The following is a 17,188-nucleotide window of genomic DNA, read 5'->3' on the forward strand; positions in this document are numbered from 1 at the left end:
TTTATTTTCACACCTGCTTATAGCAGGTGCTCTATCTCGGAGAAGTCTATAGGTGATGTAGCATCAAGTGATATAGGTGTCACAGACACATTCCCATTGTGCATGATCGCATGTACATCGGTGCCTTCTTCCTCATCCACTACAAGGTCCCCGGCGATCCAGTAGTATGGCCTTCCTCTGGGGTCATGTCTTTCTTCAACATCTGTCTTGAAGAACTTCCTGGCAAGACGTGTGATCTCTATCTCAGGCTCATTTTCAGCGTGATGCGGTATGTTGACATTAAGCAGGTCCACATTCTCAGGCAGTCCATGTTCAAGAACTTTCTTTGCTATTCTGTTGACCACTTTTATGGCCACATCATAGTCATGCTTGAATTCCCTGTTGTCATCGAACTTATCTCCTTCTTCCATGACCTGTATGGAGGCTGCAATTGCAGGAATGCCGTAGCTTGCACCCTCAAGCGCAGCACCAATGGTTCCTGACGTTGTTATTGTATCAGTACTTATATTCTCTCCAATATTGAAGCCTGAGACGATCATGTCAGGCATTTGTTTCATTACTGAGAATATGCCAAGTATCACTGAATCCGTGGGTGTGCCTGCAATAGCATTGACCTCGATCCCGTTAACAGTTGTCTGTGTGATCCTCAGTGGTTCAAAAATAGATATTGAACGGCCAACACCACTTTGCTGTGTCATGGGGGCTGATACAGTTACGTCTCCCAGTTCCTCTACACTTTTGTAAGCGGCATGTATGCCAGTAGAATAAACGCCGTCATCATTTGTGACTAATATCTTTTTCGTCATGTCTACAAGATTGTAGGTTCATGCCTTAAAATTAATGGATAAAAAAGTATTAAGTAAAATAAGGGGGAGGTGATATATTCAAACGTTCGCGTATACTCTGTCCTTGCTGTGAGTGGGAGATGTAAAACCTTCCTGTTCGGACATGTCTGCTAATGCTTTTACTTCTTCGATGACCTCTATCTTTTCGCTCATCTCATCAAGCTTGAATATCATTTCCTCGACCATTTCGTTTTGCTCTGTGGTGAGGCCGGAACTACCCTTTACAATTTCCAGTAAAATAGATGCATCATCTATCACCTGGGCCAATATGGTCCTGTCCATGTATGACTTTGCAAGGTCTGAATCCTCGCCTGTAAGTGTATCGTTGAACTCGTTGAGCTGTTCTTCGAACATTCCTATGTCATAATGTGCGCTTCTGAATATCTTCTTAACATAGTCCTCTCTGTAGACCTGTTTTGAGTTCTTGAGTACCTTCAGAAGTTTTTTGTAGTCCATTGTTTTTCACCCTTAGGTTATGTAGGTGCCTGTTCCCTTCCCGTGCAGTTCTCGTCCTGCCAGGCCCTACTTGTATGATCATAGGTCTTGTTGCCCATTTACTGGCTGATACTTGCCTCGCTTTCAAGGTTGTGCCTGATATTCTCTGAAGCAAATGCCTTGTTCATAATGTATGCCTGGCTGAACTGTCCGCCATTCACATCATATTCACTCTGCATATCCATTCCATAATCTTCTTCCATCTCGTCGATTATAGAATCGCAAAGATAAACCTGCAGGCTGCCATCAGCATCCATAAATACGGATGGTCTGACACCTGTGTTATTATATTCTTCTACAAGCCCTCTGAATACTAATGACATATAACGCATTGATTCCATCGGTCATCACCAATTATACCTTTTTCATGATCATGCACTTAAACCTAATGTACTATTAATTGGAGTTATGTTCAAGGATTGTTAATTCTATGTTCATAGAATCCATGTTTTGTTGTTCGTAATTTGTCGAAAAAAGGGGTCAATAGAAATTATCTGTCATGTATATTTATAATAGGTTTTATATACTACAAATGTACTTTGAGGGTGTATAATATGCCTGGGATAAGAAACGTTTTTAATCATTGATGCGATAGTTGGAAGAATAAATTAGACTTACCTTACATTATACTAAAACAATCATCCAGTTGGAATAATTATGCTTGAAGACGAGTATCAGCTTGATTTTTTCTCTGAGAACGGATTTGTTCGTAAACAGTGTTCTAAATGTGGAAGCCACTTTTGGACCCGTGATACTGAAAGGGCTACATGTGGGGATGCTCCATGTGATCCGTACTCTTTTATTGGCAATCCTGTTTTTAAGAAAAAGTTCGACCTTGCTGAAATGAGGGAATATTACCTGAATTTCTTCGAGGAAAGGAGTCATACAAGGCTCGAAAGGTATCCTGTAATTGCACGATGGAGAGATGATATATATCTGACCATTGCTTCAATTGCTGATTTTCAGCCTTTTGTCACTTCAGGAGAGGTTCCTCCTCCAGCAAATCCATTGACGATCTCACAGCCATGTATACGACTGTCCGATCTTGATGCTGTAGGTAGGAGCGGTCGCCATTTGACCACCTTTGAAATGATGGCCCACCATGCTTTCAACAAGCAGGGTGACGAAATATACTGGAAGGACCGGACAATGGAACTATGTGATGAGTTCCTTAATTCACTCGGTGCCGATCCAATGGCCGTGACATACAAAGAGGAACCATGGGCAGGTGGCGGTAATGCCGGACCATGTGTCGAGGTGCTCATTGGTGGTCTCGAAGTAGGGACACTTGTGTTCATGAACATGGAACAGTCAGATGATGGCGACATTGTGATCAAGGGCGAGAACTATCGCAAGATGGACAACTACATTGTGGACACTGGCTATGGTCTTGAAAGACTGGTATGGGCATCAAAAGGTTCACCTACAATATATGATGCAGTGTTCCCGGGTATTGTGAATGAGATCATGGACCTTGCAGGTGTCAAACATGAGCTTGATGATTCCGAATATGCTAACATCCTCTCTCAGAATGCACGTCTGGCAGGTCTTATGGATGTGAGCGAAAAGGCCAATCTTTTCGAGCTAAGGAAACAGGTTGCTTCCAGTATCGGAACGACCGTTGAGAAGTTATCTTCTATAATGGAACCTGTAGAGAGCGTTTATGCCATAACCGATCACACCCGCTGCCTTACATTCATGCTTGCAGACGGTATAATCCCATCCAATGTGAAGGCCGGTTATCTTGCAAGACTTGTACTTCGCCGCACTCTGAGGATGATGAAGGATATGGGAATAACGATCCCTCTGTTTGAGATCGTGAAGATGCATGTTCATAACCTTCCTGAGTATCCTGAATTCCAGGAAAAGCTCGAAGTCATCGAAGACATACTCTATCATGAAGAACGCAAATTCGCAGACACACTTGAACGTGGTAAGCGTATGATCCAGAAGTCTGCAAAGCACTACAAGGAGGCAGGCGAGAAAATACCTCTTGACACTCTTATTGAGATGTATGACAGTCATGGTATCCCACCGGAGATATCCAAACAGGCAGCATCTGAAGTCGGTGTTGATGTAGATCTTCCTGATAATTTCTATTCACTTGTTGCCGATGGACACAGTAAGGCAGAAAAGAAGGTTGTAAAAGAGTTCTCTTATTCAGGGAGAGTATCTAAACTTCCAATGACCAAGAAACTGTTCTACGATGAACCTACAAGGATGAGGTTCGAGGCAGTGGTCCTTGATATATTTGACAATCATCTTGTACTTGATAGTACACTCTTCTATCCGGAAGGTGGAGGGCAGCCAGCTGACCATGGAACTGTCACTGTGGAGGATGTTGTCCATAACATAATAGATGTTCAGGTAGTGGATGGTGTGGTCGTACACATCATTGAAGAACTTGAAGATGAGCTCCATATCAGGAAAGGCGATATGGTCTATGGCCATGTGGACGAGGAACGTCGTATGTCCCATGCATGTCATCACACTGCGACCCATATTGTCAATGATGCGGCACGTAAGGTGCTTGGTGACCATGTATGGCAGGCAGGTGCCCAGAAGTTCGTGGACAAGGCTCGTCTTGACATATCACATTACAAACGTATATCTCAGGAAGAGCTTAACCAGATAGAGATCCTCGCTAACCGCACTGTTATGGAGAACCAGCGTGTCACTGCTGAATGGATGGACAGGGTCGAGGCTGAGAAGAAATATGGTTTCGGTCTCTATCAGGGTGGTGTCCCACCAGGAAGTACCATTCGTGTGCTCAAAGTTGCCGATGATATCGAAGCCTGTGGTGGTACGCACTGCGTAAGCACCGGACTTGTCGGTCCTATTAAGATGCTGAAGACCGAACGTATCCAGGATGGTGTTGAACGTATAGAGTATGCAGCAGGTCTGGCAGCAGTAAAGGCTATGCAGGAAATGGAATCCTATCTTACTCAGGCGGCCGATGCGCTGCGTGTGAGGCCGGAACATCTACCTTCTACTATCGACCGTTTCTTTACAGAATGGAAAGAGTTCAAGAAGGAGAACCAGAGGTTGAAGGATGATCTTGCGCATGTTCATGTTATGCAGATGGCAAATGAAGCTGTAAGTATCGGTGACCTTCGCCTTGTGGCCACAATGATCCCGAATGCTGACATCGATGAGCTTGTGAAGATCGCTGGTGAGCTGACAACCAACAAGAATATGGTAGTTCTTCTGGCAAGCGATTCTGCAGGTGTCAAGATCGTAGGCGCCGCCGGTGAGGATGCATTGAAGGCCGGTGCAAATGCCGGGCAGATCGTTAGGGAGATGTCCGCAGTAGTTGGTGGCGGCGGTGGCGGTAAACCAGCCATGGCCCGTGGTGGCGGTACTGATGCCAGTAAGATCGATGAGGCACTTGAAGCTGGCCGCAGCATGCTTGAAGAACAGATCAATAAATAATACAGTGATCTAACAGAGGAATAAAATGATACCCGGTGAGGTAAAGGAGTTCTTCTCCTCCCAGTTTGGCAAGTCCCTTCTCGTAAAGGGAAAGCCGGGAACAGGAAAGACAACCTTCGTATTTGGAATACTTGATGAGATATGTTCCGAAGGAAATTGTGTTTATATCTCTCCGCGTATCGACAAATCTTCTGGATATGGTAAATACCCCTGGATAGAGGGAGATTTCAATAACAACGAGGATTTCCTCAGGATGCTTGCCACCCGTATCAAAGAGATATGGGAATCCAGCGAGACAAAACCAACCATTGTGGTAGATTCCATCGATTCTCTTAGTATCGCTACTACAAGGTCTGCTGACTGGGAGGAGAACAAGTTCGAACTTGAGCGTCTGCTCTTCGATTTTTCCAGAAAGGTCAATGCAGATCTTATAATGATCACTGAACAGACAGAGGTCAATTCTCTTGACTATCTTGTAGATGGTGTTGTATTTCTTGACATTGTCGATATATCTGATCGTGATATAAGGAAGATCGATCTTTTGAAGATCCGTGGTGTGGAACTTTCCCAGTCTCGCTATCCATTCACTCTTGATGGTGGTGTGTTCACTAGTTTTGAACCTTTCAAGGTATCATATCCACAACAGACCCAGATCCCGCAGCCTCTGCCTGATCCGATCGAAAGCAAGATCTCAACAGGTATGCCTGATTTTGATAAGATCCTGGATGGTGGTTATCAGAAAGGCAGTTTCAATCTTTTTGAGATAACAAGCGGGGTCGGTGACTCATTTTACAGTTTACTTTTACCAACATTCATAAATCACCTTAATATGGGGCGTGGCCTTCTCAGCATGCCCACAGAAGGTACAAGTGTCGAGACCGAAAAAAGGATGATCTCCTCTTTCACAGGTGATGACAGGTTCCATGGCCAGTTCATGGGATTTGAGATCCGTGATGTCAACGGGCGCATCCCTGGATATATTGAACCATTCTCCGGCAATGTCTACAAGGATATGGATATATTCCATAAGTCCAAAAATGAAATGCTGAGGCAATATGGTTCTCCACTTCTTGATTATATCGGTCTTGACAGTATGGAGTACAATTACGGTTGGGAGAACATCGGCTCGATCATAGGGCAGATGGCATCCATTACTAAGACAACTGAGAACGTTGTCCTTGCAGTTACAAAGCATGGACAAAGGATAACAGAATCCGTGGCTCATATGGCCACAACCCACTGGAAATTTGAAAACGTTGACAAGACCCTTGTTATGTATGGAGTTGTTCCGCGGACCGGTGTCTTTGCAGTTCATATGGAATTTGTATCCGGTTATCCTCAGGTTAGCCTGATCCCTATGAAATGAGCGAATATCTCTGCCGCAAGTATATTTTCTTCCCAAACATTAATAAGAAAATAAACCTAATAATATTTACTAAACAAAATTAAAAGGTACTTGTCAATGAACGTTCAAACGCAGGAAATCCTTTCAACCCTCAGGGGAGAGCTGACCACAAAAAATGCTTTGTTCTTAGCTCCTGTTGACAGTTCTATTGAGCGGCTGGTCTATTTTTACATCTCGGGAATATTACGGGAAGAGCCGCAGAGAACTGTTGTATGGTTGTGTCTGAGTGCTTCAAGAGATAAGGTACTTAGCAGGTTCGAGGACTTTGGTTTCGATATTGATCCAAAAGGTCGTATGCTCTTCATTGATATTGATGCTCCCGGCAAGGAACATCATGATGATACCTTATATTGTAGTTCGGTAGCAGATTATACGAAGATGGCCTCGCATATATCCAACATCTTCCTGAACAATCCAAGTTCCTTGCTTGTCATGGATAACATGAATGTGCTTGCAAGCGATACAATGCAGGTAGTTGAGAATTTTGTTCAGTTCATTGAGAAGAAAGTAGCTGAAAATGAAGGTAGCCTTCTTTCTATTCTTTCCAAGAACATCCTTCCTCCTGAAACGGAGGTTCTGATCTCTTCTTTCTTTGACGTTGTTATTGAGATAACCAACGTGGGTGAGATACATACAGAGATCGGCCTGAAGGATTTTGATTTCAGATATTCAGTGGAGGATGGTTCCATTGAGTTCGAGCCTGTACAGAAGAGGATAAAAAGGGACAGGCTGAAGATACTGATAGTTGATGACGAACCGGATATTCCGGAATTGCTGAAACTTTCTCTTAGCAGTGAGCCATATGATTTCCTTGTGGCACATAACGGTGAAGAAGCGATCGAGCTGACATTAAAAGAGCTTCCTGACCTTATCCTTCTTGATATAATGATGCCTGATATGGATGGGTATGAGGTGGTGGAACATCTCAAAAAGAGCAAGTCTGCGAACACTATTCCTGTTATCATGGTCTCTGCCAAGACTGCCATAGAGGATAAAGTAAAGGGAATGGAACTCGGTATTGATGATTATATTTCCAAGCCATTTGATAAGAGAGAGGTCAAGGCCAGGATAAAGATGGTCATGAGACGTCTTGGATGGGTGGATGAGGAATAATTATCTATCTTCAATATATATTTATAGAATTAATACCATTAGTTCCTTTTCAGGAGCAATTGATCGATCATGTGTCCCAAAGTAATGGTTGTTGATGATGAACCGGATACCATAGACCTTGTAAAACTTATACTGGGTTCTGAGGATATAGAGGTAGTCGGGGCCAAAAGTGGTTTTGAATGTCTGGAATCAATAGACAAAGAGAAGCCAGATGCTGTTCTTCTTGATATTATGATGCCTGATATGAATGGATGGGAGACCTTCCATAAAATAAAGGAACTTCAGCCACGTTTACCTGTGGCCATGCTCACAGTGAAGAGCCAGGAATTCGACAAGATGCTGGGATTGCATGTGTTAAAGGCTGATGATTATATCACCAAACCTTTCAGCAGAAAAGAGCTCATAAAAAGAACAAAGGAATTGCTGGAAATGGAATTTCACTGATCCGGCACTTCACATATTATAGCTTCATTATCCTTTACGAAGAGATGTGCTTTTCTTTCTCCCTTCAATCCATTCTCAATATCCTTACGTACTTCCCAATATCTTTCAGGTTCGATAGATGCTCTGATGATCACTGTTCCAAATGAGTTCTGCCTGAGATATCTGTTCACTTCATTGAGATTGAATTCCATGACCTTTGAGACCTTATAGGAATTCTTGAACAATCTGCATTGCAGAGCTTTCTCTGAACTGATAAGTGTTCTCTTATCATCGATAGTGTATATGCCTGTCCCATCCTCTTCTTTGAAGGAAGCTGCAAGTTGTTCCAGCAGACCTGCCTTTGTCACACATTCTTCAGGTTCGTATGCATAACGCTTCAGATCGTCGAGTCTTTCTGCATCTTTACTAACATTGCTCTTTCTGATTACCGCTTCTCCCGGAAGGGCTACTGCGGAGATATCAGCTTTTTTCAGATCGCCAAAATAAAGGTTCAAACGGTTAAGTTTCCCATCCAGGGACATATACTCTTTCTCACAGTCAAAAGGTATCTTTTCAGGTGATAGTTGAGGTGGTGCCTCGAATGCAAAATTCGAGCTTCTGTCAGCATAAGCTTTCATAACCTCTGGTATTGAAGGGCTCAGGTTCTCAATGTTCCTTTCTTTTTCAGAAGGAGGTCTTGCAGGGTCTGAGAATACAACATCCAGCTCTGGAAGCTGTGATATGGTATCTGGTGAAAGTGCATCACCTGTTATGAACTCTATGTTGTCGACACCCATTATCCTGGCATTCTTCCTTGCATAGGCTATCTTCTTTGGGTCGATCTCAACTGCATAGACCTTATCACATCTTTGTGCGAAATATATTGCCTGTCCGCCAATGCCGCAGCTGATGTCTGCGATAACTTTACATTGCAATCTCTTTGCCCTGTATTCTGCAACAGGTTCCGGGGTGGCGAATCTGATGCCATCCTTGTCGGATATCATTTGGGTTTTGAATGTTTTCTTACGTGCCACATGGATCAGTTATGTAAAGTCCAATAAATGATTTAAACTCATCCGGTCATTTATCTCTAATTTATCTCTAAAAAACGCCGGCACCATTTTATTCATAATTTATATATATTATTAAGGGTATACATGATGTAATCTAGATATATCTATCTCATATTATTGATCATTACCAGTGGAACCATGGCCGGATTTAGTGACAAGATAAAAAAGATGACCTCTTCTCTTTCCAAGAAGGGCAAAAAAAAGGGAGCAGACTCTCCATTCGACTCAGGTTCACCTCCATTTCTTGAAGGACCTGACCTGGGTTCCGTTCCTGATCTATCCGCAGGTTTCCCCCCGGCACCACCAGGTGGGCCACCTGGCATGGGTGCTCCTGATGCAGGTGGTTCTCCTCAATTCCCGCCAGGTATGGCTCCTCCGGGTGCCCCTCCTGGCCCGCCAGGCTCAGCACCACAGGCCCAACAGTCCTCTGTGAGCAATGAGATGGTCGAGGAGAATCGTAAAAAGCTCAAAGATGTTGAGACCAAGCTCTCAAAGGCAGATGTGACCCTCAATATGGTCCAGAGAGAGAATGAGGAGGTCAAGAAGACCGTAGATAAGATAGACCAGAGTGTCCTTGAACTTCTATCCCTCTATGAGATCGTGTCCAATCAGGTAAATCCATTTGTAGGCGATGATGTAGGTTCACGTGCAACTATCGAGCGATTCGAGAAAACAGAGACCCGTCTCACCGAAATGGGTGATATGCTGGTTCTCCTGAAGAACGAAATGGATTCTAATGCACAGAAGTTGAGCATGCCTCAGGGTATCTCTACAGAAGTCGAATCCCGAATGCAGGACCTTGAGTCGAAGATGGATGCATTTGCAGATGCTATGGTCATGCTGCATGAAAGTATCGAAAAATTGTCTGCAAAGTCCGAGGATGTATTAATTCGTACTGACACTCTTGACCAGAATATAATGGACCTTGCGGAGACAACAGCTAATATTACTTCAAGGCTTGATGATCTGGAAAAGAGACCTGTGTCCACAAAAGAAGTAATTACCAAAGAAGAAGGCATCTCTGTGGATGAGAATGGAGATGAGGTCGAAGCTGAGCACGTTGGGTCCGCTGCTCCTAAAAAGGCTGTTATCCCGATGGTTCGTCTGGAATCCATTAAGGCAGATCCTACAAGTGTCGTTGTTCTTCTTAACTGGATCGAGTTCCTGATGGAACGTGTTGGAAGGAACAATCTAATGGATGCACTTGATTATTATGTTGATATTGGCTGGATAAGCGAAGATGTCATGTCCGAGATCATGGCCTATGCACGAGGTATCGATTATTATGTGGAGAAACCCACATGGCGTCTCCTTCCAGAAGATCATACCAAGTCTCTCCTGTTCATTGAAAGGCTCTCAGGACGTAAGATCGACAGGAACATGCTAAGTTCCATAGACAGGGAAATGGCAAAGGTAAAGCACGGTCTGGAGGAACTTTATGGGATTTGAACTATCTGTTGTAGCTATCATCTTTTTTATATCTGCGATAATTCTGGGAACGTTCTCCTATACAATGCTGAGTAATTCCAATGATGTGATCGACAGTGCTTCTGATGATAAATATCGTATGCAGAGCATGAAACTTCAAACCGATATAGTTGTGGATGATTCAATACCGGACATCTCAGGTAGTGATTACAATCTGACATTGACAGTTTCTAACACAGGCAGCGAAACTCTTCATTTTGACAGGTTGAATGTTCTTGTTGACGGGAACCTGCAAGCATATACATATACGGAAACTGCAGATTTCTGGACCCCTGAGGAATCAAGGAACCTGACCGTTACAGGTCTGTCCGGCTTAGGTATGCACAGGGTCAAGGTAGTGACCGAGAACGGCATTTCAGCTTATGATACATATCTTGTATGATCAGAATGGCAGTTTTATATACTATCAATTATATATTAATATAAAATTCGAAGAATTCCGGACTGGCAGAAAAACATGAGACTCATGCTAACTACAGAGAGAAACAACCTATTAGAGGATACGGCTGCGGACACAGCTATCACCCATATGATATTTTTCATAGCAGCCATTATTCTTGCTATCAGCGTGGTTGCCGTTATATCAGGGGATGTACAGTCAATGATGTCCTCGTCAAGTTCAAGCAGCAGGTTACTCTCTGATCAGATGAGGACCGATATCACGATAGTGAACGATCCTGAGATGATCCCTTATGATAATACTACCCAGAAATATACCTTCTATGCGAAGAACACCGGAAAAACAGAATTAGTGCCGGAATTTATCACTGTCATTGTTGATGGTATCCTCATTGTACCAAACGATGTTGACACAAGTCTTGTAGACGGTGATGTAGTGTGGCGACCAGGAGATGTTCTGACACTCAATGTGACAACTGTTCCTAACCCACTGGGGTCTGGTGATCACAGAGTACTTGTAGCATCTGAGAATGGCAAGTCCGGTTCAATGAGCTTTAAAACGTAGATCAGAGGCAAAAATGGCAAAGATCAATTCATTTTCGATCCCTAGGGATGACCTTAACGATAAATTAGGTGGCGGTTTTCCAGCTGGTTCACTTGTAGTGATAGAAGGAGGTAGTGGTGGAGGTAAAAGCTCTATCAGTCAAAGACTCTCATTCGGCCTGAACGAGAACGATGTTAGTGTTACTTTCGTTTCGACCCAGATGACAACAAAAGGTTTCATCAACCAGATGTATTCCATGGATTACCCAATAGCTCCGTATCTATTGAACGGCATGTTGCTATACATCCCGGTCATACCTCTGGTACAGGCTGCAAAATCACGTTTTGATTTTATCGAGAGACTTATGGCAGCAGAAGAGCTTTTCGAGAAGAATGTGATAATTATCGATACACTTTCCTCTTTGATAAAATACAGCGCCAATACTGAAAAGAGTCTTGATCTGATATCGTTCTTTAAGAAGCTCAATGGAATGGGCAAGGTCATCATTCTTACAATAGAAGCTAACCAGTTGAGTGAAGACATAGCATCGATGTTCCGTTCATCATGCGATGTGTATATCTCACTGAAGACAAAGCCCCTTGGTAGTGAGGTCAAGAGGACGATTCTCGTTAACAAGTTCACCGGTGCCAAGGCCCCTGTAGGACAGATGATAGGATTCAGGATAGAACCAAAGGTAGGTCTGGTAGTAGAGATCGCTTCTGTATCATGAGCTGAAAGGGAGTTTATATGAATTCGGAATTTCAGAAAGCTATACAAAGGAACCCTCATCTTGGAACTTACGTAAAGAAGTTCATGCAGGAAACAGGGGATGAAGAGCCAACTTTTATGGTAAGTCTCTCAAAGGATATCGACCCTTCGAAAGTGAACATTATCCTTCCAGTAGGGGATCCCGTATTCGTTCATCTTCATGGAGGCGATGAGCTTGGAGAGATCAAGTATTATGGTGTAGAACCTCAACTCAATAGCACTGAAAAAGCAAAGTACCATACTATTCTGGATATTATTCTTGAAAAATCATCAAGTGAACCTGTTCCTGAAACAGAGGCAGATCTTAAGGAACTTATTACCAAGCTGCTTAACTCATCTGTAGATGTTGGTGCAGGTGGCAATGTCGAGGAAGACAGTGGCAAGACAAGTATTCTCCAGAAACTGATGCCTGTTCAGAAAAAGGTACCTTTGACCCAGGAAGAGTACAACAAGATCTTGTATCATGTCGAAAGGAATATCATCGGCTCAGGACCGATCGAGCCTATCATCAGGGATCCCTATCTTGAGGATATCAGTAGTATAGGTGTGGACAATATCTTTATCGTTCACAAGATATTTGATACCATAAAGACAGACCTGACATTTGGGGATGAGCAAGGTCTTGACGACTGGCTGCGTAGTATGAGTGAACGTATCGGTCGTCCTGTGAGTGATGCCAGGCCAATTGCCGATGGTGCACTTCCTGATGGTTCACGTATTAACATCATCTACCCCATAGATGTCAGTAAGCGTGGTAGCAGTTTCACCATGCGTAAGTTCAGTGAGGTTCCTGTAAGTATTATCCAGCTTATCAACTGGGGTGCACTAGATGCGGAAATGGCAGCTTACATGTGGATGTGTCTTGAGAACGGTATGAGTATCTTCTTCAGTGGTGAGACCGCAAGCGGCAAGACCACAATGCTCAATGCATGTCTTGCTTTTGTCAACCCTAAGGCAAAGGTATTCTCTGCAGAGGACACAGCCGAGGTTCAGCCACCACAGCCTGTATGGCAGCAACTGATCACTCGTGAGGAAGGTCCTCCGGAATCCAGGGTAGATACATTTGCACTTCTAAAGGCTGCTCTGCGTTCCAGACCTAACTATATCATTGTAGGTGAAATACGAGGAGCTGAAGGTAACGTTGCTTTCCAGGGTATGCAAACAGGTCACCCTGTACTTGCAACTTTCCACGCATCTGCCGTGTCAAAGATGATCCAGCGCCTGACAGCAGACCCTATCAACGTACCTGTGACCTTTATTGATAACCTGAACATTGCCATGATCCTTTCCGCTGTCTATCGTAAAGGTAAGTTCCTGCGGCGTGCACTTGCCATAGAAGAGATCGAAGGTTATTATGAGGAGATAGGCGGAGTTGCCACAAGAGCTGTATTCATATGGGAACCTGATAGTGATACCCATAAGTTCCGTGGTCTCAATAACAGTTATATTCTCGAGGACAAGATCGCTTCAAAGCTTGGTTACGAGGATAAGAGGATGATCTATCAGGATCTCTTCCTCAGGGCAAAGATACTGGAAGAGATGCGTTCAAGAGGTATCGAGGACTATTATGATGTCCTGGAGATCGTGGTCAACTTCTACAAACATGGTGTGGACGGACTTCCCTTTACTATTTAGGTGAGTTTTATGAGCTATGAGAAGGCATTCAAGAATCTTGGCATGGAGCCTAAGGATTATGCCCGAAAATTCGCCATACCTATCATAGCATTTGGTTTTATCTTTTCTATACTACTGTTTGCCGTACTCCCTACACTTTTTACAGGTACTACGAAGCTTGTGCCTGTATTGATACCAATTGTATGTGTAGCCTTTGCACTTTCATATCCGTTGTCCATACTTGCTGGCAAAGCATCCAGAATAGACAACAATATGCACTATTACATTACCCAGATGGGATCGATCGCAACAGCAGAAACTCCGAGGATCGATATCATACGTATCGTTTCTGAGAATGAGGACTATCAGGAACTTGCAGAGGAGACCAGGAAGATATATGATCTTGTTACTGTATGGCATCTGAGTCTTGCAGATGCATGTCGGTTCACATCAAAAAGGACACCTTCTATTATATTTGAGGATTTTCTTGACAGGTTCGCCCATGCACTGCAGTCCGGAGAAGATGTCAAGACCTTCCTTTTCGCAGAGCAGAACGTTGTAATGAATGAATATGAGGCCATGTACAATGGTGCTCTTTATACTGTTGAGGTCATCAAAGAACTCTTCGTATCCCTGATAATGTCCCTGATATTCATGGCATCATTTGCTGTCATAATGCCTGTTATCACGGGCATGAATGCAGAGCTTCTAATGGGTGTTGTCGTGCTCATATTCCTGGTGACCGATCTTGTAATGCTGATGTTCACAAAGAGCAAGATACCAAAGGACCCGGCATGGAGCCATTCTAAGAACGTCACTGAGAATAAATTAAAATTATATCGCTCAATTCCTATTTCTATTGCAGGTTGTATTGTTGTTCTCATTATTGTATTACTATACGGCAAGATCGAAACATCGATCGCTGTTGCAATGGTGCTCACGCCGCTTATGTATACAGGTCATGTTTCCAGGCAGATAGAGAAGGCTATCCGAAGGAAGGATGAGAATTTCCCTGCATTCATCCGTTCTCTTGGAAGTTCTGCAGGTGCAAGGGGTGGTGTGATCGATGACGCTCTCAAGGCTTTGAGGGCACACGACTTCGGTCCTTTGACCAAAGATGTGAACAATCTGTACAAGATGCTTGTTACAAGGATCAATAAGTTCAGTTCATGGGAATATTTTGCAGCAAATACGGGAAGTAACCTTATACAGCGTTTCTCCGGTATGTTCGTACAGGCAACCAATCTGGGTGGGCAACCAGAGGTCATAGGTGACATCATAGCCACAAATTTCCACAGGATCGTAACTCTCAGGAAGAAAAGGTCCCAGTCCTCAGGTAGTCTTGTAGGTGTCCTCTATGGTCTGACAGGTGGTATTGGTTTTACCATGTATATCTCACTTGGTGTGGTGGGACTGATGCAGGAAATGTTCACATCTGTTGAGATGCCTGCCGGTATGTCAATGGGAATGATCCTGTACACAAATGTAGGTAGCATTGATACACTTTCAAACATGGTCCTGGCCATCATGGTAGGTCACTCTCTCATGTCCGCGCTTCTAATTCGTATAGTCGATGGAGGGCACATGCTGAGTGCTACCACAGACTTTGTTATCATGGTATGGATATCAGGAGCAAGTGCAGTTGTCACAATGGCTGGAGTATCCTCACTATTGGGTCTGGCTTAGCACAAAAGAAAAAAAGGACTATAAAAAGCTGATATGGCTTTTTATTCAAGTCTTGTTCTGATATATTTTGCAATGATATTGCCAACTTCTGATGTAGTGTACTTTCCACCAAGATCAGGTGTACAGATACCCATGTTCAGTGCAGAGTCTATAGCTTCCTCTAATATGGCCGCTTCAGCAATATCTCCATGCCACTCAAGGAGCATCTTGAGGCTCAGGATGGTGGCGAGGGGGTTTGCCTTGTTCTGACCTGCAATATCCGGTGCGCTTCCATGTACCGGTTCAAAGAAGGCGTACTTATCACCAATATTGGCGCTTGGAAGAAGCCCCAGTCCTCCAACCAGTGCTCCTGACATATCGCTCAGGATATCTCCAAATAGGTTAGTTGTAACAATAACATCGTAGTTCCATGGTGATGTGATAAGGTTATAGGCGAATGAGTCAACAAGTTCGTCACGATGAACGATCCCTGTATCAGTTGCAGTCTCCCTGCAAACATCCAGGAAGAGTTTGTCTGACTTCATTACATTTGACTTGTGGACTATTGTCAGCTTCTTCATCCTGTTGTTTGCAAGCTTGCAGGCGTAATCAGCTATCCGTTTGGCCCCTTTTCTTGTGATAACCCTCTTTGTGGTGGAAACTTCATCTCCTATTTCCTCTATGCCGGAGTACAGACCTTCGGTGTTCTCTCTCACAATGATAAAATTAAAGTCATTACGCTCATGAATACCTTTAACTGAGGGTAAGGGACGTATAGGTCGGATATTGGCGTACATATCCAGTTCTTTGCGGATAGTAAGAAGTACACTCTTATAATTGGGGTCAGGTGGTGTTGTCACTGCACCAAAGAGCACACAATCACATTCTTTCAATGTTTCTATATCCTCATCGGTTATTGCAGAACCTGTCCTCTCCCATTTACCATATCCCAGTTCCACAGGTACTTTTTCAATATCCATCTCAAAGGCATCAAGTATCTCTACTGCTGCAGGGATCACTTCTTTTCCAATGCCATCGCCTTCTACAACTGCAAGTTTCATGATAGTGCCTCTTTTTCATCTCTTTCTCTTATGTCTGCTACAAGGTCCCAGATCGCCCTGGTAACATCGAATTCAGATGCACCCCAGTGGACCACTGCTCCACGTATCCCATTGATAGTAACAATGCCGGATTTCTCAGAACGGCAGCACCTCGTGATGAATGGTCTGGATGGTTTGAATATGTCCGATTTGAATGGACAGATGTTTACAAATGAATACTCAAGTCCGGGGAAACGTGACTCAAAAAGGCTCTTGGATATCTCACATCCTACAAGCAAAGCCCCGTCATCTTCGATAATGTCGCAATCAAGACACTTTCCTTTGAGTCCCGAGGATGAACATGGGAAAACCGTGTTATCTCCTTCGAACCTTCTGAGATCGGTCAGGTTATCTGTGAATTTGATGGTCAGGTCGCCGAATATGCCGCTTTCTTCCAGTCTGCGTACAACGCTTGAAAGCCATGATGGCTCAGGCGGTACTACATCGACGATCTCGATATCAAGGATAGCTTCAATATCCGGTCTGTGTACAAAGGTCAGGTGCTTGTCTATGCCTGTGAATATCACAGTATTGACCTTACCCTTGCAGAGATCAGTTGCGATCTCAATGAGAAGTGCCCTGTTCTTTATATTAAGCTCTTTATCGTAGTGAACGACCTCTCGCCCGGAGGCCAGCTCTTTTAAGGATACCACATCTCTCAGTAGATCATCGCCCTCATGAACTACTTCATAAAGCGAATAACTATCTCTATCACAATTTTCGACAATGAGGTATTTTGTAAGGAAATAGATGCGCTTATCGTTGTCATCAGGAAGATGCCTGCTATGGCCTACATATTTGTATTCATCGGGAAATATCATGCT

16 protein-coding genes are annotated in these 17,188 nt (G+C 43.6%); 10 read left to right on the forward strand and 6 right to left on the reverse strand.

Translation table 11 applies throughout. The features are described 5' to 3' along the window. Window positions 1–17 precede the first annotated feature (17 nt). From surE to BM008_RS13335, 3 genes are all read right to left on the reverse strand, one after another. A complete protein-coding gene (surE, locus tag BM008_RS13325; RefSeq protein WP_091937854.1) occupies window positions 18–806 on the reverse strand; it encodes a 5'/3'-nucleotidase SurE in 789 nt (262 codons plus the stop codon). A 78-nt stretch (window positions 807–884) separates the two neighbouring features. Beyond that, the gene (locus tag BM008_RS13330) at window positions 885–1,301 is read right to left on the reverse strand and encodes a hypothetical protein (protein WP_091937857.1); all 417 of its coding nucleotides are present in this window, start codon (window positions 1,299–1,301) and stop codon (window positions 885–887) included. A gap of 98 nt (window positions 1,302–1,399) precedes the next feature. Continuing rightward, on the reverse strand, window positions 1,400–1,681 hold the full coding sequence (locus BM008_RS13335; protein ID WP_177188080.1) for a hypothetical protein: 282 nt from the start codon (window positions 1,679–1,681) through the stop codon (window positions 1,400–1,402). Between the two features lie 316 nt (window positions 1,682–1,997). Between BM008_RS13335 and alaS the strand changes: the two genes are divergently transcribed. From alaS to BM008_RS13355, 4 genes are all read left to right on the forward strand, one after another. Then, window positions 1,998–4,772, forward strand: coding sequence for an alanine--tRNA ligase (gene alaS, locus BM008_RS13340; protein WP_091937859.1), 2,775 nt, complete (start codon window positions 1,998–2,000; stop codon window positions 4,770–4,772). Window positions 4,773–4,797: 25 nt separating this feature from the next. Further along, a complete protein-coding gene (gvpD, locus tag BM008_RS13345) occupies window positions 4,798–6,138 on the forward strand; it encodes a gas vesicle protein GvpD P-loop domain-containing protein (RefSeq protein WP_091937861.1) in 1,341 nt (446 codons plus the stop codon). A gap of 96 nt (window positions 6,139–6,234) precedes the next feature. Beyond that, window positions 6,235–7,290 carry a response regulator gene (locus BM008_RS13350; RefSeq protein WP_091937863.1) on the forward strand — a complete coding sequence of 352 codons (1,056 nt, stop codon included), beginning with the start codon at window positions 6,235–6,237 and terminating at the stop codon, window positions 7,288–7,290. A 69-nt stretch (window positions 7,291–7,359) separates the two neighbouring features. Next, entirely contained in the window at window positions 7,360–7,734 is a 375-nt protein-coding gene (locus BM008_RS13355) for a response regulator transcription factor (RefSeq protein ID WP_091937865.1), read from the forward strand. Here BM008_RS13355 and BM008_RS13360 read toward each other — a convergent pair. Next, window positions 7,728–8,747, reverse strand: a complete 1,020-nt coding sequence (locus tag BM008_RS13360) for a methyltransferase domain-containing protein (protein WP_245748050.1) — start codon at window positions 8,745–8,747, stop codon at window positions 7,728–7,730. The two genes, BM008_RS13355 and BM008_RS13360, sit on opposite strands and share 7 nt — an antisense overlap. A 177-nt stretch (window positions 8,748–8,924) precedes the next feature. On the opposite strand from BM008_RS13360, the gene BM008_RS13365 reads away from it, so the two are divergent. From BM008_RS13365 to flaJ, 6 genes are all read left to right on the forward strand, one after another. Then, window positions 8,925–10,235, forward strand: coding sequence for a FlaD/FlaE family flagellar protein (locus BM008_RS13365; protein ID WP_091937869.1), 1,311 nt, complete (start codon window positions 8,925–8,927; stop codon window positions 10,233–10,235). Continuing rightward, a complete protein-coding gene (locus BM008_RS13370; protein WP_091937871.1) occupies window positions 10,225–10,656 on the forward strand; it encodes an archaellum stator protein ArlF in 432 nt (143 codons plus the stop codon). Before BM008_RS13365 ends, BM008_RS13370 begins: the two co-directional genes overlap by 11 nt. Before the next feature lie 75 nt (window positions 10,657–10,731). Beyond that, window positions 10,732–11,238 carry an archaellum stator protein ArlG gene (locus tag BM008_RS13375; protein ID WP_091937873.1) on the forward strand — a complete coding sequence of 169 codons (507 nt, stop codon included), beginning with the start codon at window positions 10,732–10,734 and terminating at the stop codon, window positions 11,236–11,238. A 13-nt stretch (window positions 11,239–11,251) separates the two neighbouring features. Continuing rightward, window positions 11,252–11,947 carry an archaellum protein ArlH gene (locus tag BM008_RS13380; RefSeq protein WP_091937875.1) on the forward strand — a complete coding sequence of 232 codons (696 nt, stop codon included), beginning with the start codon at window positions 11,252–11,254 and terminating at the stop codon, window positions 11,945–11,947. 17 nt (window positions 11,948–11,964) lie between these two features. Then, a complete protein-coding gene (locus tag BM008_RS13385; protein WP_091937877.1) occupies window positions 11,965–13,620 on the forward strand; it encodes a type II/IV secretion system ATPase subunit in 1,656 nt (551 codons plus the stop codon). A gap of 9 nt (window positions 13,621–13,629) precedes the next feature. Then, window positions 13,630–15,285, forward strand: a complete 1,656-nt coding sequence (gene flaJ, locus BM008_RS13390; RefSeq protein ID WP_091937879.1) for an archaellar assembly protein FlaJ — start codon at window positions 13,630–13,632, stop codon at window positions 15,283–15,285. Between the two features lie 41 nt (window positions 15,286–15,326). Here the strand turns inward: flaJ and BM008_RS13395 are convergent, their stop codons facing one another. Beyond that, the gene (locus BM008_RS13395) at window positions 15,327–16,325 is read right to left on the reverse strand and encodes an isocitrate/isopropylmalate dehydrogenase family protein (protein ID WP_091937881.1); all 999 of its coding nucleotides are present in this window, start codon (window positions 16,323–16,325) and stop codon (window positions 15,327–15,329) included. After that, window positions 16,322–17,185, reverse strand: coding sequence for a DUF7714 family protein (locus BM008_RS13400; RefSeq protein ID WP_091938074.1), 864 nt, complete (start codon window positions 17,183–17,185; stop codon window positions 16,322–16,324). The genes BM008_RS13395 and BM008_RS13400 overlap by 4 nt, the downstream gene beginning before the upstream one ends. Window positions 17,186–17,188 lie beyond the last annotated feature (3 nt).

It is taken from the genome of Methanolobus profundi, assembly GCF_900114835.1.
Lineage (GTDB): Archaea > Halobacteriota > Methanosarcinia > Methanosarcinales > Methanosarcinaceae > Methanolobus > Methanolobus profundi.